General features: G+C 61.2%; 22 protein-coding genes. 14 read left to right on the top strand and 8 right to left on the bottom strand.

What is annotated here, in order from left to right:
* Position 1 precedes the first annotated feature (1 nt).
* Positions 2 to 820: a shikimate dehydrogenase gene (gene aroE, locus SC318_RS00265; protein WP_320429177.1), complete on the bottom strand. Its 819-nt coding sequence runs from the start codon at positions 818 to 820 to the stop codon at positions 2 to 4.
* Positions 820 to 1752: an oxygen-dependent coproporphyrinogen oxidase gene (gene hemF, locus SC318_RS00260; RefSeq protein ID WP_320429176.1), complete on the bottom strand. Its 933-nt coding sequence runs from the start codon at positions 1750 to 1752 to the stop codon at positions 820 to 822. Before hemF ends, aroE begins: the two co-directional genes overlap by 1 nt.
* Before the next feature lie 159 nt (positions 1753 to 1911).
* Between hemF and SC318_RS00255 the strand changes: the two genes are divergently transcribed.
* Positions 1912 to 2889 carry an NADPH:quinone reductase gene (locus SC318_RS00255; protein WP_320429175.1) on the top strand — a complete coding sequence of 326 codons (978 nt, stop codon included), beginning with the start codon at positions 1912 to 1914 and terminating at the stop codon, positions 2887 to 2889.
* Between the two features lie 103 nt (positions 2890 to 2992).
* On the opposite strand, the gene SC318_RS00250 is transcribed toward SC318_RS00255, so the two are convergent.
* From SC318_RS00250 to SC318_RS00240, 3 genes are all read right to left on the bottom strand, one after another.
* Positions 2993 to 3550, bottom strand: coding sequence for an L-threonylcarbamoyladenylate synthase type 1 TsaC (locus SC318_RS00250; RefSeq protein ID WP_320429174.1), 558 nt, complete (start codon positions 3548 to 3550; stop codon positions 2993 to 2995).
* A gap of 71 nt (positions 3551 to 3621) precedes the next feature.
* Positions 3622 to 4725 carry a DNA-processing protein DprA gene (gene dprA / locus SC318_RS00245; RefSeq protein WP_320429173.1) on the bottom strand — a complete coding sequence of 368 codons (1104 nt, stop codon included), beginning with the start codon at positions 4723 to 4725 and terminating at the stop codon, positions 3622 to 3624.
* 63 nt (positions 4726 to 4788) lie between these two features.
* Positions 4789 to 5559 carry a peptidoglycan-binding protein gene (locus SC318_RS00240; protein WP_320429172.1) on the bottom strand — a complete coding sequence of 257 codons (771 nt, stop codon included), beginning with the start codon at positions 5557 to 5559 and terminating at the stop codon, positions 4789 to 4791.
* 135 nt (positions 5560 to 5694) lie between these two features.
* Here SC318_RS00240 and def point away from each other — a divergent pair, with 135 nt between their 5' ends.
* From def to SC318_RS00215, 5 genes are all read left to right on the top strand, one after another.
* Positions 5695 to 6201 (top strand): peptide deformylase, encoded by a 507-nt coding sequence (gene def / locus SC318_RS00235; protein WP_005783383.1) that lies wholly within the window; start codon positions 5695 to 5697, stop codon positions 6199 to 6201.
* A 69-nt stretch (positions 6202 to 6270) separates the two neighbouring features.
* Complete coding sequence (gene fmt / locus SC318_RS00230; RefSeq protein WP_320429171.1) at positions 6271 to 7224, top strand: methionyl-tRNA formyltransferase; 954 nt, start codon at positions 6271 to 6273, stop codon at positions 7222 to 7224.
* The gene (rsmB, locus tag SC318_RS00225) at positions 7221 to 8531 is read left to right on the top strand and encodes a 16S rRNA (cytosine(967)-C(5))-methyltransferase RsmB (protein ID WP_320429170.1); all 1311 of its coding nucleotides are present in this window, start codon (positions 7221 to 7223) and stop codon (positions 8529 to 8531) included. The genes fmt and rsmB overlap by 4 nt, the downstream gene beginning before the upstream one ends.
* 22 nt (positions 8532 to 8553) lie before the next feature.
* Complete coding sequence (trkA, locus tag SC318_RS00220) at positions 8554 to 9927, top strand: Trk system potassium transporter TrkA (protein WP_320429169.1); 1374 nt, start codon at positions 8554 to 8556, stop codon at positions 9925 to 9927.
* Positions 9928 to 9942: 15 nt separating this feature from the next.
* A complete protein-coding gene (locus SC318_RS00215; protein ID WP_320429168.1) occupies positions 9943 to 10254 on the top strand; it encodes a tetratricopeptide repeat protein in 312 nt (103 codons plus the stop codon).
* A 135-nt stretch (positions 10255 to 10389) separates the two neighbouring features.
* Here the strand turns inward: SC318_RS00215 and SC318_RS00210 are convergent, their stop codons facing one another.
* The gene (locus SC318_RS00210; RefSeq protein ID WP_320429167.1) at positions 10390 to 11277 is read right to left on the bottom strand and encodes a lysophospholipid acyltransferase; all 888 of its coding nucleotides are present in this window, start codon (positions 11275 to 11277) and stop codon (positions 10390 to 10392) included.
* Positions 11278 to 11317: 40 nt separating this feature from the next.
* Positions 11318 to 11875 (bottom strand): DNA-3-methyladenine glycosylase I, encoded by a 558-nt coding sequence (locus SC318_RS00205; RefSeq protein ID WP_320429166.1) that lies wholly within the window; start codon positions 11873 to 11875, stop codon positions 11318 to 11320.
* Between the two features lie 81 nt (positions 11876 to 11956).
* Here SC318_RS00205 and glyQ point away from each other — a divergent pair, with 81 nt between their 5' ends.
* The 4 genes from glyQ (at position 11957) to SC318_RS00185 (ending at position 16353) form a co-directional block, all read left to right on the top strand.
* Positions 11957 to 12910 carry a glycine--tRNA ligase subunit alpha gene (gene glyQ, locus SC318_RS00200; RefSeq protein ID WP_003187265.1) on the top strand — a complete coding sequence of 318 codons (954 nt, stop codon included), beginning with the start codon at positions 11957 to 11959 and terminating at the stop codon, positions 12908 to 12910.
* A complete protein-coding gene (gene glyS / locus SC318_RS00195; RefSeq protein ID WP_320429164.1) occupies positions 12907 to 14961 on the top strand; it encodes a glycine--tRNA ligase subunit beta in 2055 nt (684 codons plus the stop codon). The genes glyQ and glyS overlap by 4 nt, the downstream gene beginning before the upstream one ends.
* Entirely contained in the window at positions 14961 to 15500 is a 540-nt protein-coding gene (gene gmhB / locus SC318_RS00190; protein ID WP_178116801.1) for a D-glycero-beta-D-manno-heptose 1,7-bisphosphate 7-phosphatase, read from the top strand. Before glyS ends, gmhB begins: the two co-directional genes overlap by 1 nt.
* Before the next feature lie 82 nt (positions 15501 to 15582).
* Entirely contained in the window at positions 15583 to 16353 is a 771-nt protein-coding gene (locus tag SC318_RS00185; protein ID WP_320429163.1) for a lysophospholipid acyltransferase family protein, read from the top strand.
* Between the two features lie 180 nt (positions 16354 to 16533).
* On the opposite strand, the gene SC318_RS00180 is transcribed toward SC318_RS00185, so the two are convergent.
* Positions 16534 to 18810, bottom strand: coding sequence for a CHASE2 domain-containing protein (locus SC318_RS00180; RefSeq protein ID WP_320429162.1), 2277 nt, complete (start codon positions 18808 to 18810; stop codon positions 16534 to 16536).
* 374 nt (positions 18811 to 19184) lie between these two features.
* On the opposite strand from SC318_RS00180, the gene SC318_RS00175 reads away from it, so the two are divergent.
* The 4 genes from SC318_RS00175 (at position 19185) to SC318_RS00160 (ending at position 22162) form a co-directional block, all read left to right on the top strand.
* Positions 19185 to 19907 carry a response regulator transcription factor gene (locus tag SC318_RS00175; RefSeq protein WP_320429161.1) on the top strand — a complete coding sequence of 241 codons (723 nt, stop codon included), beginning with the start codon at positions 19185 to 19187 and terminating at the stop codon, positions 19905 to 19907.
* Positions 19908 to 20257: 350 nt separating this feature from the next.
* Positions 20258 to 21472 (top strand): methyl-accepting chemotaxis protein, encoded by a 1215-nt coding sequence (locus tag SC318_RS00170; protein ID WP_320429160.1) that lies wholly within the window; start codon positions 20258 to 20260, stop codon positions 21470 to 21472.
* Between the two features lie 10 nt (positions 21473 to 21482).
* A complete protein-coding gene (locus tag SC318_RS00165; RefSeq protein ID WP_320429159.1) occupies positions 21483 to 21851 on the top strand; it encodes a response regulator in 369 nt (122 codons plus the stop codon).
* A gap of 23 nt (positions 21852 to 21874) precedes the next feature.
* Positions 21875 to 22162 carry an STAS domain-containing protein gene (locus tag SC318_RS00160; protein ID WP_320429158.1) on the top strand — a complete coding sequence of 96 codons (288 nt, stop codon included), beginning with the start codon at positions 21875 to 21877 and terminating at the stop codon, positions 22160 to 22162.
* The last annotated feature ends 2 nt before the right edge of the window (positions 22163 to 22164 follow it).

Below are 22164 nucleotides of genomic sequence, written 5' to 3'. Positions count from 1 at the left end.
ATCAGACCAACTGACGGCGCAGTTCGGCCAGTACCGGCGCCGAATCCGGGCGCACGCCGCGCCACAGGAAGAAGGCTTGCGCCGCTTGTTCCACCAGCATGCCCAGGCCATCCATCGCTACCGCAGCACCCTGTTTCTCAGCCCAGCGGCAGAACGCGGTGGGTTCCTTGGCGTACATCATGTCGTAGCAGACCGTCTTGCCCGGCTCGATCAGGCTGGCAGCAATCGGCGGTACATCACCCGTCAGGCTGGCGGAGGTGGCATTGATAATCACGTCTACCGGCTCACGCAGCCAATCGAAACCACTGGCAGACACCGGGCCCAGATCGTCGAACAGCTCAGCGAGCAACTCGGCCTTTTCCACCGTACGGTTGGCGATGATCAAAGAGGAGGGTTGCTGCGCCAGCAACGGCTCCAATACACCGCGCACCGCGCCACCGGCGCCCAGCAGCAGGATGCGTTTGCCCTGCAGGTCCAGCCCCGCGTTCACCGTCAGGTCGCGCACCAGGCCGGCACCGTCAGTGTTGTCGCCCAGCAACGTGCCGTCGGCCAGCTTGCTCAGTGTATTCACCGCACCGGCGCGCCGGGCACGCTCGGTGAGGGTGTCGGCCAGCCGGAAAGCGTCTTCCTTGAACGGCACCGTGACATTCGCACCCCGGCCGTGTTGAAAGAACTCACGGGCGCAGCCGGTGAAATCCTCCAGCGGCGCGAGCAGTGTGCTGTAGTCCAGTTGCTCACCGGTCTGCTCGGCGAACATGCGGTGAATCAACGGCGACTTGCTGTGGCCGATGGGGTTGCCGAAGACAACATAACGATCCATCACACCGCCGCCTTGGGCGCAGCAAGGCCGAGCCAGTCCCGGTCCTGCAGAAAATAGTCGGTAAGGCGTGCTTCCTCGCTGCCGGCTTCGGCTTTCCAGTCGTAGCTCCAGCGCACCTGGGGCGGCAGCGACATCAGGATCGACTCGGTACGCCCGCCCGATTGCAGGCCGAACAGGGTGCCACGGTCATAGACCAGGTTGAACTCCACGTAGCGACCCCGGCGGAATTCCTGGAACTGGCGCTGCTGTTCGGTGTAGGCCATCGCCTGGCGGCGTTGCACGATCGGCAGGTAGGCGTCGATGTAGGCATCACCGATGGCGCGAATGAACGCGAAGCAAGTGTCGAAGCCCCACTCGTTCAAATCATCGAAAAACAGGCCGCCAATGCCACGCGGCTCGTTACGGTGCTTGATGTGGAAATAGGTATCGCACCAGGCTTTGTAGCGCGAGTAGACGTCCGGGCCAAACGGCGCACAGGCCTGCTCGGCAACGCGATGCCAGTGGATGCAGTCCTCTTCGTTGGCGTAATACGGCGTGAGGTCAAAGCCGCCACCGAACCACCACACCGGCTCTTCGCCTTCTTTTTCAGCGATGAAAAAGCGCACATTGGCGTGGGAAGTCGGCACATGGGGGTTGTGAGGATGGATCACCAGGGACACACCCAACGCCTCGAAACCGCGACCGGCCAGTTCCGGGCGGTGCGCACTGGCGGACGGTGGCAGGCCGCTGCCGAACACGTGGGAAAAGTTAACGCCGCCTTTTTCGATGACCGATCCGTTTTCAATCACACGGGTGCGACCGCCGCCACCGGCAGGCCGGGTCCAGGCGTCTTCGATAAAGCGCGTGTCCGTCTCGAAGGTTTCCAGGGCGCTGCAAATACGGTCTTGCAGGTCAAGCAGGTAGGCTTTAACAGCCTCGGTGCGGGTAGTCATGGCATCACCTTGAATCGAGCAAAGCTACGCGAGGCCATCGGGCGTCGGCGGCAAATGGGCGCACAGGATACCACCGCACCCGGTGCCGTCGCAGTTGACGAAGATCAAGCTTAGGAGTCCGATAGGGACCTTTGTACAGTCGACCCAAGGAGAAGGTAAATGGCCAAACGTATCCAGTTCAGCGCCCATGGCGGCCCCGAAGTGCTCGAGTATGTGGACTACACGCCAGCGGAGCCTGGCCCACAGCAGGTTCGGGTGCGTAACGAAGCCATTGGCCTGAACTTCATCGACACTTACTTTCGCAGCGGTCTTTACGCACCACCGGCCCTGCCATCGGGGCTGGGCGCCGAGGGCGCCGGTGTGGTCGACGCCGTGGGCAGTGAAGTCAGCCAGTTCAAGGTCGGCGACCGCGTCGCCTATGGCAGCGGCCCGCTGGGCGCCTACAGCCAATTGCACGTATTGCCCGCCGCCAACCTGGTGCACCTGCCCGACGACATCAGCTTCGAACAGGCTGCTGGCGCCATGCTCAAAGGCCTGACCGTGCAGTACCTGTTGCGCCAGACCTATGAGTTGAAGGGCGGCGAAACCATTCTGTTCCACGCTGCTGCCGGCGGTGTGGGCTCCCTGGCCTGCCAATGGGCCAAGGCGTTGGGCGTCAAGTTGATCGGTACGGTGAGCTCCCCGGAGAAAGCCGCCCTGGCCAAATCCCTGGGCGCCTGGGAAACCATCGACTACAGCAAAGAAAATGTCGCACAGCGCGTGCTGGAATTGACCGACGGCAAAAAGGTGCCAGTGGTGTATGACGGTGTCGGCAAGGACACCTGGCTGACCTCGCTGGACAGCGTGGCACCGCGTGGGTTGGTGGTGAGCTTTGGTAACGCCTCCGGCGCAGTGGACGGGGTGAACCTGGGGATTCTGTCGGCCAAGGGTTCGTTGTATGTCACCCGCCCGACGCTGGCGACCTACGCGAGCAATCCGAAGGACTTGCAGGTGATGGCCGATGATCTGTTCTCGATGATCAAAAGCGGCAAGGTGCGCATCGACATCAACCAGCGTTATGCACTGGCGGACGCGGCCAAAGCGCAGACCGAGTTGTCGGCGCGGCGCACGACCGGCTCAACCATTCTGCTGCCTTGAGCAAGTCGTCGCGGGCAAGCCCCCTCCCACCCTTGACCGAGTTGTCATGACAAACACCGATCAAATGTAGGAGGGGGCTTGCCCCCGATGGGCGCGACGGGTCTCAAGACGGTCGCACCACATCTCCCGTCACCAGGTCACGAATCAGGCTCGGGTTCTTGCGCCCACCCAGGGCGCCACCCAGCACAAGGTCCACTTGCCCACGGAAATACTGCTCCACCCGGATCCGCGTACGCGCCGCCGGGCGGCCCTGGGGGTTGGCCGAGGTGGAAATCAACGGCCCGACCTGGGCGCACAAATCCCGCACCAATGGGTGGTCACTGACCCGCAGCGCCACGGTGTCATGCACACCCGTGACCCATGCCGGCAGCAGGTCCTGATGGGGCACCAGCCAGGTATTCGGCCCAGGCCAGGTGCTGGCCATGCGCTCGATCCAGGTGTCAGGGAAATCCTCGAACAGGAAGTCGAACTGGCGAATGTTATCGGCTACCAGGATCAGGCCCTTATCCACCGAGCGATTCTTGATCGCCAGCAGACGGTCCACCGCTTCTTCGTTCCACGGATCGCAGCCCAGGCCCCAGACCGCTTCGGTCGGATAGGCAATCACCGCACCTGCGCGAATTTCTCGTGCGGCTTCCAGCACACGCCACCTGTTGACCATTGTTTACTCTCCGAACTAAAGCTCTGGGCAGTTTACCGATCTTCGTTACAAAACCCAGCTAGAAAAGCTCCCTACAGCAGTGCGCCCCGCGCTAGCCAGCGCCCGCTTTCACAAATTACCTGGCCTTCGAGTTCCAGCTCGGTCAGGGTCGCCAACACCTGGGACAGCGGCCGGCCGCTGGCAATCGCCAGGGCTTCGCTGGTGTGCGGAGCCGCGCGCAGCAAGGCCACCAGCGGATGAACCACCGGCACCGGTGAAGGCCGTGACAACGCCTGCCAACCGCGCAAGCCTTCAAGGATGTGCTCGATGGTTTCCACCAGCACCGCGCCATCGCGGATCAACTGATGACAGCCTTTGGCTCCCGGGTGATGAATGGAACCTGGAATGGCATAAACCTCACGCCCTTGCTCGGCAGCCAGCCGTGCGGTGATCAGCGAACCGCTGGCCGTGCTGGCTTCCACAACCAGAACCCCCAGGGACAAACCGCTGATGATGCGATTGCGCCGTGGGAAGTTGCCGGCCTGGGGCGGGGCATCCAACGGAAACTCGGAAACGACCGCGCTGCCTTGGGCGATCATCGCGTCGGCGAGCTTCTTGTGGCGCTGTGGATAAAAATTTTGCAGGCCCGTGCCGAGCACACCGATGGTGTGACCGCCGACATCCAATGCCGCCTGATGGGCCGCACCATCGATACCCAGCGCAAGGCCGCTGGTGATGACAAAACCGGCGCTTGCCAGGCTGCGGGAAAAGGCGGCTGCGGTGTCCATGCCAGGGCGCGAAGCCCGACGGCTACCCACCATGGCCAGCTGCGGCTTTTCCAGCAGGGTCGGGTCGCCAGCCACGAATAACAGCGGCGGTGCGCCATCGATCTGGCCGAGCAGCGCCGGGTACTCAGGCTGGTCCCACATCAGTAAATGCTGGGCCGGACGGTCGAGCCAGGCCAGCGCCGCACTGGCCCCATCACGGATCTGCGGGCTGCGCCGGGCGTCGGCACTGACGGCCGGCAACCCGAGAGAACGCCAGGCACTGGCAGGGGCACTGATGGCTTTGGAAGCAGAGCCGAACGCCTCGATCAACACGCGAAAGCGCTGGGGCCCCAGTTCCGGCAGCCTGTGCAAGCGTAGTCGGGCTTCCAGCTCTGCCGGGGAAACTTCATTGCTGTTTATCGGAAACATCTGATCATCCTTGACCGGAACAAGCTGTGGATAACTCTGTTGGTAACTTATTTAGCAGGCTATTTATTGCGCTTGATCGGCCGTCTCGAAACGGTCCATCACCGCCAGGGAGCGTGAGGCGCTGAGAACCAGGGCATAGCTGAGCTTTTCATAGGTGCGAAACACCAGCAGGGTGCCGGCTCGAACATCCGGCAGGCTCGTCGGAGCGCCCGTCAGTGCATCGCGCACCGAAGCGCCGGCCCTGATCACGCTGAGCAACTGGCCCTCGACCAGTCCATCCCGGCGCCCCCTGTTCAGGGTCACCGCATCCAGCAGGCCGGCCTGCGATAGGCCTCTGGGGACGTCGATGATGTGCCCTTCAACGAAGGGCGCGGCTGTTGTCGGGCTGGCCAGGCTGATGCCAGGTTCGGCGCGAAGCAAACGGTCGCCGGGACGAATTTCCTGCGTAACCCTTTGCACGGCCAGGGTGGTGAGATCATCGGCCCGCAGGAAGCGCGCAGTGCCGATGTCGTCGGCATTGATCCCGAGCAGTTCTTGGGTGTCGGGGTCGGTGTAGGCCTTGCCCCGGCGGAAAATTCCATAGTTAGGCTGGGTCGGGTCCAGATCGCCTCTGGCATAGATGCGCTCACCATTGGCGCCCAGCACGCGCCCGGCATCGGCGGCGACAATGTAGGGAGCGTTGTCCAGATCCTTGGGCGAATCGAATATGCGGTTGTGCACCAGAAAAGCCTGGATAGCCTTTTGCGTGGTGGCGTCCAGGCGTGGGTCGGACGATGGAATCAGCGCCATGGCGAACGGGGCCCACAGCAGCAAGACGAGTAGCGATTTCCTCATGGGGTCAATCTCCTTTATTATGTGCGTTCGCGTGAAACGCCAAGGCCTTCGCGGCTTTCGAACGTTTCACACCGGCTGCCTGGGTCCATCCCACCGCCGATTTGCCTCTACCTCACATGTGCAGCAATTACGCTTATGGCTATTTTGAACATCCTCGAATTTCCCGACTCGCGCCTGCGCACGATCGCCAAGCCGGTGGCCGTAGTGGACGACAAGGTTCGTCAGTTGGTCGATGACATGTTTGAAACAATGTATGAAGCCCCGGGCATCGGCCTCGCCGCGACCCAGGTCAACGTGCACCTGCGCGTCGTGGTCATGGACCTGTCCGAAGATCGCAGCGAACCACGGGTGTACATCAACCCCGAGTTCGAACCGCTGACCGACGAGATGGGCGAATACCAGGAAGGCTGCCTGTCGGTGCCGGAGTTCTACGAGAACGTCGAACGCCCGTTGCGCGTGAAGATCAAGGCCCTGGACCGCGACGGCAAGCCGTTCGAGCTGATTGCCGAAGGCCTGCTGGCGGTGTGTATCCAGCACGAGTGCGACCACCTCAACGGCAAGCTGTTTGTCGATTACCTGTCCACGCTCAAACGTGACCGGATCAAGAAGAAGCTGGAAAAAAAGCATCGCCAGCAAGCTTGATGCCCACCTTCCAAAGGCTTGCTGCGGCAAGCCTTTTTCTTTTGTGACTGCTTTTAACCGAGAACTCCGATGACCGAGCCACTGCGCATTGTTTTTGCCGGTACCCCCGAATTTGCCGCCGAACACCTCAAGGCGCTGCTTGCCAGCCCTTATGAAATCGTTGCGGTATACACCCAGCCGGATCGCCCGGCCGGGCGCGGGCAAAAACTGATGCCAAGCCCGGTCAAGCAACTGGCGCTGGAGCACGCTATCCCCGTGCTGCAGCCGCCCACCTTGCGCAACGCCGAGGCCCAGGCTGAGCTGGCCGCATTGAAGCCGGACCTTTTGGTAGTCGTCGCCTACGGCTTGATCCTGCCCCAGGCCGTGCTCGACATCCCACGCCTGGGCTGCATCAACAGCCACGCGTCGCTCTTGCCACGCTGGCGCGGAGCGGCGCCGATCCAGCGCGCGGTAGAAGCGGGCGACAGCGAAAGCGGCGTGACCGTGATGCGCATGGAAGCAGGCTTGGACACCGGCCCGATGCTGCTCAAAGTCACCACCCCGATCACCGCTCAGGACACTGGCGGCAGCCTGCATGACCGTCTGGCTGAAATGGGCCCGCCCGCCGTCATCCAGGCCATCGCAGGTCTCGCTGCCGGCACCCTCGAAGGGGAAGTGCAGGACGACAGCCTGGCCACCTACGCTCACAAACTGAACAAAGACGAAGCTCGTATCGACTGGAGCCGCCCCGCCGTCGAGCTGGAGCGCCTGGTGCGTGCATTCAACCCTTGGCCGATCTGCCACAGCACGCTCAACGGCGAAACCTTGAAAGTGCTGGCTGCGAGCCTGGCCGATGGCAAAGGCGCGCCCGGAGAAATCATCGGTGCCAGCAAGGACGGCCTGTTGGTCGCCTGCGGTGAACAGGCGCTGTGCCTGACCCGCCTGCAGTTGCCCGGTGGCAAGGCGCTGAATTTCAGCGATCTGTTCAACAGCCGCCGTGAGAAATTCACCCCCGGCACCCTCCTTGGAGTGGCCGCTCAATGAACCCGCGTCTGGCCGCCGCCAAGGCGCTCGCTGCCGTACTCAACGGCAAGGCTTCGTTGAACAGTTCATTGCCTGTCCAGCTGGATAAGGTCGAGGACCGTGATCGCGGTTTCACTCAGGACCTGGCCTTCGGCACCGCGCGTTGGCAGCCACGGTTGTCGGCGCTGGCGGCCAAGCTGCTGCAAAAACCCTTCAAGGCGGCCGATGCCGATGTTGAAGCGCTGCTGCTGGTCGGCCTTTATCAATTGCTCTACACCCGTGTGCCGGCTCACGCCGCCATCGGTGAGACGGTTGGTTGCGCCGACAAGCTGAAAAAACCCTGGGCCAAGGCCTTGCTCAATGCCGTGCTGCGCCGCGCCCAGCGTGAAAGCGAAGCGCTGTTGGCCGAACTGGAACACGACCCGGTGGTGCGCACCGCCCACCCGCGCTGGCTGCAAAAATCCCTGAAGGCCTTCTGGCCGCAGCAATGGGAAGCGATTTGCGCGGCGAACAATGCGCATCCGCCGATGATCCTGCGGGTCAACCGTCGCCATCACAGCCGCGACGCTTACCTGCACTTGCTCAGCGAGGCCGGCATCAATGCCACGCCGTGCGTGTACAGCATCGACGGCATCGTGCTCGAAGCCGCCGCCGACGTGCGCAGCCTGCCGGGCTTTGCCGACGGCTGGATCAGCGTGCAGGACGAAGCCGCGCAATTGGCCGCCGACCTGCTCGACCTGGCGCCCGGTCAACGCGTATTGGACGCCTGCTGCGCCCCTGGCGGTAAGACCTGTCACATCCTGGAAGTCGAAAAAGACCTGGCAGGTGTAGTGGCCGTCGACCTGGAAGCCAAACGCCTGGTGCGCGTGCGGGAAAACCTCGCACGCCTGGGATTGAGCGCCGACCTGATCGCCGCCGACGGCCGTGACACCGCCACTTGGTGGGACGGCAAACCGTTCCAGCGCATCCTGCTGGACGCGCCGTGCTCGGCAACCGGCGTGATCCGTCGCCATCCGGATATCAAACTGACCCGCCAAGCCGACGACATCGCCGCCCTGGCCGTGCTGCAAGGCGAACTGCTCGACGCGCTGTGGCCAACCCTGGAAGTCGGTGGCGTGCTGCTGTACGCCACCTGTTCCACCTTGCCCACCGAGAACACCGAGGTCATCGAAGCCTTCCTTGCCCGCACCAGCGGCGCTCGGGAACTGGACCTTGCGACCACCGCCGGCCTCAAGCAGCCCCACGGCCGCCAATTGCTCGCGCAGGAAGGCGGGCACGACGGCTTCTACTACGCCAAACTGATCAAGATCGCCGCCGCACGCGGCTGAATGGTTTTAAGGGAGTGACCGGATGAAAATCATCATCCTCGGGGCAGGGCAGGTCGGTGGCACGCTGGCCGAGCATTTGGCCAGTGAAGCCAACGACATCACCGTGGTCGACACCGACAGCGAGCGCCTGCGCAACCTGGGCGACCGCCTGGACATCCGCACGGTGCAAGGTCGTGCGTCGTTCCCGACCGTGCTGCGTCAAGCCGGCGCCGACGATGCCGACATGCTCGTCGCGGTCACCAACAGCGACGAGACCAATATGGTCGCCTGCCAGGTCGCCCACACGCTGTTCCACACTCCGACCAAGATCGCCCGCGTCCGCGAAGCGGCCTACCTGACCCGCGCCGGCCTGTTCGACAATGACGCGATTCCGGTGGACGTGCTGATCAGCCCGGAACAGGTGGTCACTCACTACATCAAGCGCCTGATCGAAATCCCGGGTGCCTTGCAGGTAATCGACTTTGCCGAAGGCAAGGCGCAACTGGTCGCGGTAAAGGCCTACTACGGCGGGCCGCTGGTGGGCCAGCAATTGCGCCAACTGCGCGAACACATGCCGAATGTGGAAACCCGCGTCGCGGCGATTTTCCGGCGTGACCGGCCGATCCTGCCCCAGGGCGACACCGTGATCGAAGCCGATGACGAAGTGTTTTTCATCGCGGCCAAGGCGAATATTCGTGCCGTGATGAGCGAAATGCGCCGGCTCGACGAGACGTATAAGCGCATCGTCATCGCCGGCGGCGGGCAGATTGGCGAGCGTCTGGCGGAGGCGATCGAAAGCCGCTACCAGGTGAAGATCATCGAGATGAGCCCCACACGCTGCCGGCATCTTTCAGACACGCTCGACAGCACCGTGGTGCTGCAGGGCAGCGCCTCGGACCGCGACCTGCTGATGGAAGAAAACATCGCCGACGCGGACATCTTCCTGGCGCTGACCAACGATGACGAGGCCAACATCATGTCCTCGCTGCTGGCCAAGCGGCTGGGGGCGAAGAAGGTGATGACCATCATCAACAACCCGGCCTACGTCGATTTGATCCAGGGCGGCGATATCGACATCGCCATCAGCCCGCAACTGGCGACCATCGGTACGTTGCTGGCACACGTACGCCGTGGCGATATCGTCAGTGTGCACTCCCTGCGCCGTGGCGCGGCGGAGGCCATCGAGGCGATCGCCCATGGCGACTCGAAGTCGAGCAAGGTGATCGGCAAGGCCATCCGCGATATCGGCTTGCCACCTGGTACCACCATTGGCGCGATCATTCGCGATGAGGAAGTGATCATTGCCCACGACGACACGGTGATCGCCACCGGTGACCATGTGATCCTGTTCCTGGTGGACAAGAAACATATCCGCGATGTGGAGAAGCTGTTCCACGTGGGGTTGAGCTTTTTCTGATCAAGGAGCGACGCGATGCTGGAGTCCCTGGAAAAAATGCTGGCCAAGGGTGTGGACAACTCGCTGCTGCGCTTCGGGTTGGGCAAGGGTTATCTGGACCTGAACGACCACGCCAGGGCGGCGGAGCATTTGCGCAAGTGTGTCGAGTTCGATCCGAAGTATTCGGCGGCTTGGAAGTTGTTGGGTAAGGCGCAGCAAGGGCTGGGAGATGCCGCAGCAGCGCGCCAGGCGTGGGAAAAGGGCATTGAAGCGGCCCGGGCTCATGGCGACAAACAGGCCGAAAAAGAGATGACGGTGTTCTTGAAGAAACTCGATCGCCAGGCTTAATGCGGGACTTAAATGTGGGAGGGGGCTTGCTCCCGATAGCGGTGGATCAGTCAATGCATGGTTGACTGAGCTACCGCCATCGGGGGCAAGCCCCCTCCCACATTGGTTTTGTGGTGGTCTTGAGTCAGGTGTGAATCAGTACCAGCGCTCTTCACCCGGCGGGCGCTTCTTGAAGCGCTTCATGCTCCACATGTACTGGCTCGGGTAGGCGCCGACATAGCGCTCCACCACCTTGCTCATCGCCGCGCAGGACGTGGCGGTATCGGTGCTGTACATGTCTTCGGGGGCCGCTTCCAGGATCACTTTGTAGCCCGAGCCATCCGGCAATCGCAGGGCGTGCAGGAAAACGCCCACTGCCTTGTGGCCCGCAAGCATGTTCGGCACGAACTTGCTGGTCAGTGCCTGCGTGGCGAAGAACGGCACGAAAATCCCGGCGGACTCAGCCGGCTCCGGGTCGGCAGGGATGCCCACCTGGCCGCCTTTGCGCACTTCCTTGATCACGCTGAGAATGCCTTCCTTGGTGGAAGCCGCCACGCGGTTACCCAGTTGCACGCGTTGCTTGCGCAGCAATTCATCGACCGCCTTGAGCTTGGGCGGGCGGTAGAAAATGATCGGTTTGCACTGGCTGCAATAGAAGTGGTTCAGCACTTCCCAGTTGCCCAGATGGCTGGTGATGCCCACCACGCCTTTGCCCGACGCCAAGGCCTCGTGCAGCACTTCCAGGCCCTCGACTTCACGCACCAGGTCGATGGAGCGCTGGGCCGGCCAGATCCACGCGCAGGCGCTTTCGGTCAATGACTTGCCGATGTCCATCAGACTGCGTCCCACCAGGCGCTCGCGCTCGGTCGGGTCCATGTCCGGGAAGCATTTGGAAAGGTTGATCCGTACCGTGTCACGGGAGCGGTTGGGGGTTTTCCACATGATCCAGCCGATGGCCGTGCCGACGGCTTGTACGGCGCGCCAGGGCAGCAGGGCAAACAACCGAAGAGCGCCTACCAGCAAGGCGCCTTTAAACTTTTCCACAGGTCACTCCTGATCGTGTGTGGTGCGCAAAGCGCGCATTCTAACCGGCGTTGACCAAGTCCGCGTAACGGTCGCAGTCCTGAGTGTGGTCCATGACCATGCCCGAAGCCTGCATGAACGCGTAGCAGATGGTCGGCCCGACAAAGGTGAAGCCGGCCTTTTTCAAGGCCTTGCTCATGGCCTGCGCCTCGGGGGTAATCGCCGGCACTTCGCTGCGATCCTTGAAGTGATTGACCTTGGGCACGCCGCCGACAAACGACCAGAGCAGAGCCACAGGGTCCTCCAGCGCCAGCCAGGCTGCGGCATTGCGGCGTGTGGCGTTGAGCTTCAGGCGGTTTCGCACAATGCCTGGGTCCTGCATCAGCGCTTCGATTTCAGCGTCGGTCAGCTTCGCCAGGCGCTGCGCATCAAAGCCGAACAGGACCTTTCGATAATACTCGCGTTTGCGTAAAACGGTGATCCAGGACAAGCCCGCCTGGAACCCTTCGAGCAAAAGCAACTCGAACAAACCCTGCGCATCGCGCAGCGGCGTTCCCCACTCCTGATCGTGATAAGCCATGTACAGCGGATCTTCAGAACACCAAAAGCAGCGTGGCATAAGGCTCCAGGGAGTGGTGGCGGGGCCGAATCGGGTATACTCCCGCTCTTTAAATCGCAGCCCAAGTAACAGGTGAATTTCGTGAGCCAGCCTACGCCAGCCGTGCGTACCTTCCAAGACTTGATCCTCGCCCTCCAGCAATACTGGGCCGAGCAAGGTTGTGTGGTACTTCAGCCCTACGATATGGAAGTAGGCGCCGGCACTTTCCACACCGCTACATTCCTGCGGGCCATCGGCCCGGAGACCTGGAACGCCGCTTATGTGCAGCCCAGTCGTCGCCCGACTGACGGCCGCTACGGCGAGAACCCGAACCGTCTGCAGCACTACTACCAGTTCCAGGTGGTATTGAAGCCCAACCCGGACAACTTCCAGGAACTGTACCTGGGCTCGTTGAAACATGTCGGCCTGGACCCGCTGGTCCACGACATCCGTTTCGTCGAAGACAACTGGGAATCGCCGACCCTTGGCGCCTGGGGCCTGGGCTGGGAAGTCTGGCTCAATGGCATGGAAGTGACGCAGTTCACTTACTTCCAGCAAGCGGGCGGCATCGAATGCTACCCGGTGACCGGCGAAATCACCTACGGCCTGGAGCGCCTGGCCATGTACCTGCAGGGCGTGGACTCGGTCTACGACCTGGTGTGGGCTGACGGCCCGTTCGGCAAAGTCACCTACGGCGACGTGTTCCACCAGAACGAAGTGGAGCAGTCGACCTACAACTTCGAACACGCCAACGTCGACAAGCTGTTCGAACTGTTCGACTTCTATGAAAGCGAAGCCAAGCGCCTGATCGAACTCGACCAGCCGCTGCCGTTGCCGAGCTATGAAATGGTGTTGAAGGCCTCCCATACCTTCAACCTGCTGGATGCGCGCCGTGCTATCTCGGTGACCGCGCGCCAGCAATACATCCTGCGTGTACGCACCTTGGCGCGTTCCGTCGCCCAAGCCTACCTGCTGGCTCGCGCCAAGCTGGGCTTCCCGATGGCAACCCCGGATTTGCGTGATGAAGTGTTGGCTAAGCTGGAGGCTGCACAATGAGTGCTCAAGATTTCCTGGTTGAACTGGGCACCGAAGAGCTGCCACCCAAGGCACTGAACACCCTGGCCGATGCCTTCCTGGCCGGTATCGAAAAAGGCCTGCAGAGCGCCGGCCTGAAGTTCGCCGCGAAGAAGGTCTACGCCGCGCCGCGCCGCCTGGCGGTATTGCTCACCGCGCTGGAAACCCAGCAGCCGGACCGCAACATCAACCTCGACGGCCCGCCGCGTCAGGCCGCGTTCGACGCCGAAGGCAATCCCACTCAAGCGGCACTGGGCTTCGCCAAGAAGTGCGGCGTCGAGCTGAGCGAAATTGACCAGAGCGGCCCGAAACTGCGTTTCAGCCAGGTCATTCCCGGCAAGCCAACGGCCAGCCTGCTGCCGACCATCGTCGAAGATTCCCTGAACGACCTGCCGATCCCCAAGCGCATGCGCTGGGGTGCACGCAAGGAAGAGTTCGTACGTCCGACCCAATGGCTGGTGATGCTGCTCGGTGACCAAGTCATCGATTGCACCATCCTCGCTCAAAAGGCCGGCCGCGATTCCCGTGGTCACCGCTTCCACCATCCAGAGAGCGTGCGCATCACCTCGCCGGCCAACTACCTCAATGACCTGCGCGCCGCCTATGTTCTGGCCGATGCCAATGAGCGTCGCGAGCTGATCAGCAAGCGCACCGAAGAGCTGGCCCGCCTGCAGGAAGGCACCGCCATCGTGCCGCCAAGCCTGCTTGACGAAGTGACTGCCCTGGTTGAATGGCCTGTGCCGCTGGTGTGCTCGTTCGAAGAGCGCTTCCTGGATGTGCCGCAGGAAGCGCTGATCACCACCATGCAGGACAACCAGAAGTACTTCTGCCTGCTGGACGTGGACGGCAAGCTGCTGCCGCGCTTTATCACCGTGGCCAACATCGAAAGCAAGGACCCGCAGCAGATCATCGCGGGTAACGAGAAAGTCGTGCGTCCGCGCCTGACCGACGCCGAGTTCTTCTTCAAGCAAGACAAGAAGCAGAAGCTCGAAGACTTCAACCTGCGCCTGCAAAACGTGGTGTTCCAGGAAAAACTCGGCAGCGTCTACGACAAGGCCGTGCGCGTTTCCAAGCTGGCGGCCTACATTGCGCCACGCATTGGCGGCGACGCTGCCTGGGCTGCCCGTGCGGGCCTGCTGTCCAAGTGCGACCTGGCCACCGAGATGGTTGGCGAGTTCCCTGAGATGCAAGGCGTGGCCGGTTACTACTACGCCCTCAACGACGGCGAGCCGAACGATGTGGCCCTGGCGCTGAACGAGCAGTACATGCCACGTGGCGCCGGTGCCGAACTGCCAGGCACCCTGACCGGTGCGGCCGTCGCCATCGCCGACAAGCTGGACACGCTGGTAGGTATCTTCGGTATCGGCATGCTGCCCACCGGCAGCAAAGACCCGTATGCCCTGCGCCGTGCGGCCTTGGGCGTGCTGCGCATCCTGATCGACAAGAAGCTGGACCTCGACCTGACCCAGGCCGTGGTGTTCGCGGTCGGCCAGTTCGGCAGCAAGGTCAAGCAAGCCGGCCTGCCCGAGCAAGTGCTGGAGTTCGTGTTCGACCGCCTGCGTGCGCGTTACGAAGACGAAGGCGTGGACGTTTCCGTCTACCTGTCGGTTCGTGCGCTGCAACCGGGTTCGGCGCTGGATTTCGACCAACGCGTACAAGCCGTACAGGCCTTCCGCAAACTGCCGGAAGCCGATGCATTGGCCGCCGTGAACAAGCGCGTATCGAACCTGCTGAGCAAGGCCGACAACCTCGGCACTGTCGAAGTCGATCCAGGCCTGTTTGCCGACGCCAAGGAGTTCTCGCTGAACTCGGCCATCGCCAAGGCCGAAAACGCCGTTAAGCCGCTGATCGCCGAGCGTGACTACGCGCAAGCGTTGGCGCGCCTGGCGTCGCTGCGTGAGCCGGTGGATGCGTTCTTCGAAGCGGTAATGATCAATGCCGAGGATGCCGGCGTGCGGAAAAACCGCTACGCCATGCTGGCGCGTCTGCGTGGGTTGTTCATCAATATCGCTGACATTTCCGTACTGGGCTGATCATGTTGAAACTGCTGATTCTCGATCGGGACGGGGTGATCAATTACGACTCCGACGCTTACATCAAGTCGGTGGCGGAATGGATTCCATTGCCCGGATCGATCGAGGCCATCGCGCAGTTGAGCAAAGCCGGCTGGACCGTGGCAATTGCCACTAACCAGTCCGGCATCGCCCGCGGTTATTACGACATCGCTACCCTGGACGCCATGCACGCGCGCTTGCGCACGCTGGTGGCGGAGCAGGGCGGCGAGGTGGGGCTGGTGGTTTACTGCCCCCACGGGCCGGATGAGGGCTGCGATTGCCGCAAACCCAAGCCCGGCATGTTGAAAACTATTGCAGAACATTACAAGGTGCCCTTGGCTGGGATATGGTTCGTCGGGGACAGTCTCGGTGACCTGGAGGCGGCCAAGGCCGTCGACTCTCAGCCAGTTTTGGTAAAGACCGGGAAAGGCGAAAAGACCCAGGCGAAAAACCTGCCGGTAGGCACTTTGATTTTTGACGATCTGGCGGCGGTTGCCGCAGAACTTATCAACAACTAGCCGCCCTCGACTTCCTGACCAAGGATTGTTCGGGAGTGCGCTTTTAACAGGCGGGCCGTGTCCCGCAACGGTAAATGCCGCCATGTCGATCTTGCAGGCCATCAGAACCTTTTTCTTTTACCTGCTGCTGGGCACCAGTTCGTTTCTCTGGTGCACCCTGAGCTTTTTTATTGCACCTTTCCTGCCGTTCAAGGCGCGCTATCGCTTCATCAATGTGTATTGGTGCCGCTGCGCGTTGTGGCTGTCCAAGGTATTCCTGAACATCCGTTTCGAGATCAAGGGCGCCGAAAACGTCCCGGACCAGCCCTGTGTGATTCTGTCGAACCACCAGAGCACCTGGGAAACGTTCTTTCTTTCGGCGTACTTCTCGCCCCTGAGCCAGGTGCTCAAGCGTGAGCTGCTGTACGTGCCGTTCTTTGGCTGGGCGATGGCTATGCTGCGTCCGATTGCGATCGACCGTGACAACCCCAAGGCGGCGCTCAAGCATGTGGCAAAGAAGGGCGACGAGCTGCTCAAGGATGGCGTTTGGGTGCTGATCTTCCCGGAAGGTACCCGCGTACCTTTCGGCACCGTAGGCAAGTTCTCGCGCGGTGGTACTGCATTGGCGGTCAACGCCAACCTGCCGGTGTTGCCGATTGCCCATAACGCCGGCAAGTTCTGGCCCAAGACCGGCTGGGCCAAACGTGCAGGCACCATTACCGTGGTGATCGGCGAGCCGATGTATGCAGAAGGCGAAGGCCCACGTGCCATTGCCGCATTGAATGACCGCGCCGCTGCATGGAATGAAGCGCAGCAACGGGCCATGGGTTCCTTGCCGCCAGAGCCTGTAGTGGTCGAAACACCAGCGGTTTGATCATCTGTGGATAACCTGTGTGCGGTTTGTTGGCGAATCAGCACTTTACGCTTATAAATTGCTGATTTACCTACATATTTCTGAAGCTGATAAAATCAGGAAAAACGTGCATAAGTTTTTCTTTCGTTAAAAAACCGGTCCTTGTGACCGGTTTTTTATGCACAGCGAAAAGCTCGCTTGTCAGTCTTCCAGTTGTGGCAGCTGCAGGATGAATGTCGAGCCCACAGCCAGCTGGCTTTCACACGTGATATGCCCGCCGTGGCGTTCCACAACGGCCTTCACCATCGTCAGGCCCAACCCTAGTCCGTCACTGCCTTGGGCCGAATCGAAGCGCCGATATTGGTTGAACAGCTCCGGCAAATCGGCGGGCGCAATCCCCGGCCCCTGGTCGCTGATGCGGCACTCCAACCAACCCTGTGCACTGCCGTGGCTTAACGTGACGGTTGTGTGGGACGGAGAATATTTGATCGCGTTTTCCAGCACGTTGAACAGCGCACGGGTGAGCAACGATTGATCGGCGTAGACCATGCCTTCGTCTGCCTCATCCAGGTCGTGAACCAGATGGATGCCCTTGAGCTGGGCGATGACCGCCACTTGATCGAAAGCATCCATCACGAGCATGGCGAACAAGGTGGGCTGGAATTGGTAGCCGTCAGCCTCGGCTTTGGCCAGTTGCACGAAGGACTCGGTGAGGCCCAAGGCACGGCGGACCTGTTGCTCGATCTGAGCAAAGACCGGTGATTCGCTGCCATGCACATCCAACAGTGCAAGGATTGCCGAGTGCGGCGCACGCAAGTCATGAGACAGGAACCGCAGCATGGTCTCGCGATGCTGCTGGGCTTCACGTTCCTTGCTCAAATCGGTGAGGCTCAGCAGCCAACCGAGCGCGAAATCACCTTCCGCCGGCAGCAAGGGCGCCAGCTCCATCCGCAGGCTGCGCTGGTGTATGTCACGGAACTCGACTAATTCCATCTCCGAAAGGGCGGGGCGAACGCCGTCATTGAGCGGCGGATAACCCAGGTCGGCGAGTTGTTCGATGAGGTTTTCACTGACCAGGTCATTACCGAAAACGTCACGTGCAACGCGATTGGCCAACAGGATGCTGCCCTGTGGATCTGTGATCAGCGTCGCTACCGGCAGGCATTCCAAGCCATCGGCCATAAAGCGCCGGGTATCGCGCGTGCGGCTGACTGCTTGCTCCAGGGCGAAGATGCGCCCTTGGAGCACATCACCTTTGCTTGCCGGTGCACGGCGGCGCTCTGGCAAGACTTTGGGTTCGTTATCCAGCCGAGCCAGTTCCCAGCCGAAGTAGGCGAGGATCACACTCAAGCGCCGCCAGTTCCATATCAGATAGCTGAGCAATAGCCCAATCAGACACGCCGCCGGTGACCACCAGTGCCCAAGGTTCAGCAGCACCCATGAAATCAGTAACGATGCAGCCATGCCGCCAAGCGTCATCCATAACGCATAACGCGGGCGATACAGCAGCAGGCCCAGCAGCACTGCCACCAGGGACGTCGCCATCAGCGCCGCCAGCCAACCCGGCAGGTCGACAATGCTGCGCCCCTGCAGCAGGCCATTAAGCACATTGGCCTGGATCTCCACACCCGCCGTCGAGCCGGTAGAGGAGAGCGGCGTAACGAAACTTTCGCCCATTCCGTAGGCCGTGGCGCCGACCAGAATCAGGCGACCGCGCAGCCATTCGGGAGACACCTCGCCACGCAGTACGCTGGCGTAGGACACGCTGGGGAAGCGTTCATCCGCAGAGGTGAACGGGACGCGAATTTCATGCTCCTGATGCCATTGCTGACTTCGGGGCTCTTGAGGCATTCCCGGCATTCCCGACGTTTGCCCGTTCAACGTGAACGCCAGCCAGGCCAATTGCGGCAGTGTGCTTCCCGGTGGGCCTTCACGCAGATAGAGGCTGCGCACGACACCATCGTCATCCGATTCGACGTTGATATGCCCAATGCCCCTGGCGCACCTGAGCAAGGGCGACAATGGCTCCCCAGTCTGCCTGAACCGTTCTCTGCTATCAGTCACGATGGGCAGCACTACATTGCCTGCCTTGCACACCGCATCGGCCAAGCGTTGATCACCTACGCCGTCGCCGGGCTCACTGAAGAGCACATCGAACAAAATGCCAGCAGGCTGGGCGGCGCTCAGGCGTTCGATCAAGTCTGCATGCACACTGCGCGGCCAAGGCCATGGGCCGAGTTCTTCCAGGCTTGGCGCGTCAATAGTCACCAGCACGATGCGTGGATCTACGGGTAACGGTGCCAACTGACGCAGGCTGTCGTAGAGCGGGTTATTCAGGGCCAGGCCTGGGCTCAAGGACAAGTACGCAGTGAAGGGCAACAAAACCAGGCCGATCAACAGCCATTCCCGTACCAGCCCGTGAAACAGCAGCTGCGCGCGGGTGGGCTGGCGCTTTTCAGCCTCGCCCCATAGTTTCACAGCGCCACCGCCACAGGCCTGAAATAGCCGCAATGATCGTCAGATGAAAGTGTCATAAGCCCCGGTCTCCCTCCAGGTGGCCACGATGAAACGCATCAGAGGTGTTGCAACCCGTGAAGCTTATTTGGGTCTTACTGCAGGTCCAAGCGGTCCACAATACCGTACCTTGATCCTTTTCCTCATAGGCGGGAGCCGGTATCTTTACCCTAGGGGACCGAGCAGTATCGACAGGTTACTGGCCTTTGACATCAGCGTACCGAGAGATTCGAACCTCGTTGTATCCCAGCATAATTATTCAGATTCAGAGGCTGTTATTAGTGCTTGCACGGTGTGCCTCTGATTAAGCTGCCGTTTTTTTCAGGAAGGACCCACTCATGCGTGTCGCAATACTGGATGACGAGCCCGCTGAATTGAGGCGGGTGGAACAGACACTGCGACAAATCCCCAGCACCCCGGATCAGCCCTGGTCCCTGCATTGCTTCGAGCGCGGAGAAGACCTGCTGCGCCAACTGCGCCGTGAAACTTTCGACCTGTTGATCCTCGACTGGCAACTTCCGGATATCACCGGAATTGCGTTGTTGCGCTGGACCCGTGAGCACATGGAATCACCGCCTGCCGTGATCATGCTCACCAGCCGCGATGCCGAGAGCGATATCGTCATGGCACTCAACAGTGGGGCGGATGACTACGTCAGCAAACCCTTTCGTCCTAACGAACTCAAAGCGCGTGTCAGCGCGGTTCTGCGGCGTCATGGCCTGCAAAAATCTTCTACCAGCGAACTACAGAGCTTTAACGACCTGACCTTCGATGACGCGGAGCTGACCGTCACCCGCGCAGGCAAACCCATCAACCTGACCGAGCGGGAGTACAGGCTGGCCAGCTGTCTATTCGCTAACTTGGCCCGGCCGCTTTCTCGCGAATACCTATATGAACGGTTTTGGACGCATGAAGAGATGCTGTCATCGCGGCCGTTGGACACGCATATCTACCGACTGCGCAACAAACTGGGGCTGACAGCCGACAGGGGTTGGCAGCTGCTGACGATCTACGGGTACGGATATCGACTGGAAAGCGTCGCGTCGACCGCCACGGGTTGAACCGACAGTGTTCCACGTGGAGCATTTAAAAACTCATCAAGCATCGAGTAAAAAAAGGCCACGCTTTGCGTCGGCCTTTTTTATGGTCGGTGTCCCGAAGGGTTGAGCTCAAAATAGGGCCGTAATCAGCCAAAAGCGACTTGCCCATACTCATGAACGACGTTTCAGAAGTCGAGTGGCTGAAGCATCGACCACGCGAGTCCTGCCTCTTCTCACTTGATCCAATCTGCCCGTAAATATGCCTGTCACAAACCAGACGGAAGGCGCCCGTACAGGCCTAAAGATGCGGCGCACAAGGCAGATAACTCCTATGTTGTTTATATCCGCAACAATGTTCAAGGATCGAACTCATGACCTCGCGCCCATCCAGTCGTATTCACCATCCCGCTCAACCGCGCTTTCGTTGGTTCGCTCTCATCCCTGTGGTACCCGCCGTCATCTGGGTATTGCTGCAATCAACGTCCCAAGCTGACCTGGCCGCCTGCGCGGCACTCTTGCTGATCGGCCTCGGCGCATGCGTCTGGAGCACGCGTTCGCACCGGGATGCCGTGATGCGCGCTGTATCAGACACCTTGATGAACCAGGCGGACTCGCACGCAGCGAACCTCGGCACGGCCTCGCGGGCGAAGCTGGACGAAGTATTGCTGGGCGCCATGCCGATTTGGGCCAAACAGGTTGAGAGCTCGCGCCAGCAGACTGAAGAAGCGATCGTGAGCCTGGCCAACCGCTTCACCGGGATCGCGGCGCGGTTGCAGGAAACTGTGCAGGCCTCGCAACAGGCTGCTGGCGAATTGGACGGGCAAGCCGCCGACGGTGCACTCAAGGTGCTGGCGAGCAGCGACAGCGAGCTGAGCCAAGTGATCAACTCGCTCAAGGCCACTCAAACCAGCCGCGACCAGACGCTGACCCAAGTGCGCAGCCTTACCGCCTACACCGGCGAGCTGCGGACCATGGCCGCCGACGTCGCCGCTATCGCCGCGCAAACAAACCTGCTGGCGCTCAATGCTGCCATCGAAGCCGCCCGCGCCGGCGAAGCAGGGCGTGGCTTCGCCGTGGTCGCCGATGCCGTACGCAGCTTGTCGAGCAAGTCGAGCGAGACCGGCCAGCAGATGTCAGCCAAGGTCGACATTATCAACAATGCGATCACCCAATTGGTACAGGCTGCATCGAGCAGCGCGGATCAGGACAGCCATTCCGTCGGCGCGTCCGAGCAGAGCATCCAGAACGTACTCGCCCGTTTTCAGAACATCACCGGGCGTCTGGCCGAGTCGGCAGATCTGCTCAAGCAGGAAAGCTACGGCATTCGTGACGAGATGACCGATGTACTGGTGAATCTGCAATTCCAGGACCGCGTCAGCCAAATTCTAAGCCACGTGCGCGACAACATGAACGCCCTGCACGATCACCTGCTCCAGGCCAACCAATCGCCGGATCAGCCAGTGACCGTAGACGCCCGTCAGTGGCTGGCGAGCATGGAGTCGACCTACGCCACGGACGAACAGCGGCGCACGCACCATGGCACAGCGGCCGCGCAAAAGGACTCACAGGACATAACCTTCTTTTAGGGAGCACAAAATGGCGAAGAATGTATTAGTGGTCGACGACTCCAGCAGCGTGCGCCAAGTGGTGGGCATTGCCTTGAAGAGCGCCGGTTACGACGTGATCGAGGCGAGCGACGGCAAGGATGCACTGAGCAAGCTCAACGGGCAGAAGGTGCACCTGATCATCAGCGACGTGAACATGCCCAATATGGACGGCATCACGTTCGTGAAAGAGGTCAAGAAAATGGCCAACTATAAATTCACGCCCATCATCATGCTGACCACCGAGTCGCAGGAATCCAAGAAAGCTGAAGGCCAGGCAGCGGGCGCCAAGGCATGGGTGGTCAAGCCATTCCAGCCGGCGCAGATGCTGTCGGCGGTCTCTAAATTGATCCTGCCCTGATATTCGGCATCCAGGAGGCTTCTATGGCGATTACCTGCGAAACCGCCGACGACACGGCCCGGGTGGGCATTGAAGGCGAACTGACGATCTACACCGTCGCCGAGCTGGCGGCCGCCCTGTTGCCGCAAGTGGGCGCGGCGTCGCGTCTTGAGCTGGACCTGTCAGAGGTCACGGAAATGGACGGCGCCGGCCTGCAGCTGCTCGCAGTGCTGCAGCGTGAAGCAGGCATCAACGGCACCGCATTGAGCGTGGTCGGCAAGAGCCAAGCGGTCATGCAAACGTTTCAACTATGTGGCAGCGCCGCCTCTTAGCC

The organism is Pseudomonas sp. MUP55, assembly GCF_034043515.1.
Taxonomy (GTDB): Bacteria; Pseudomonadota; Gammaproteobacteria; order Pseudomonadales; family Pseudomonadaceae; genus Aquipseudomonas.
This window is presented reverse-complemented; position numbering and strand designations above follow the sequence as displayed.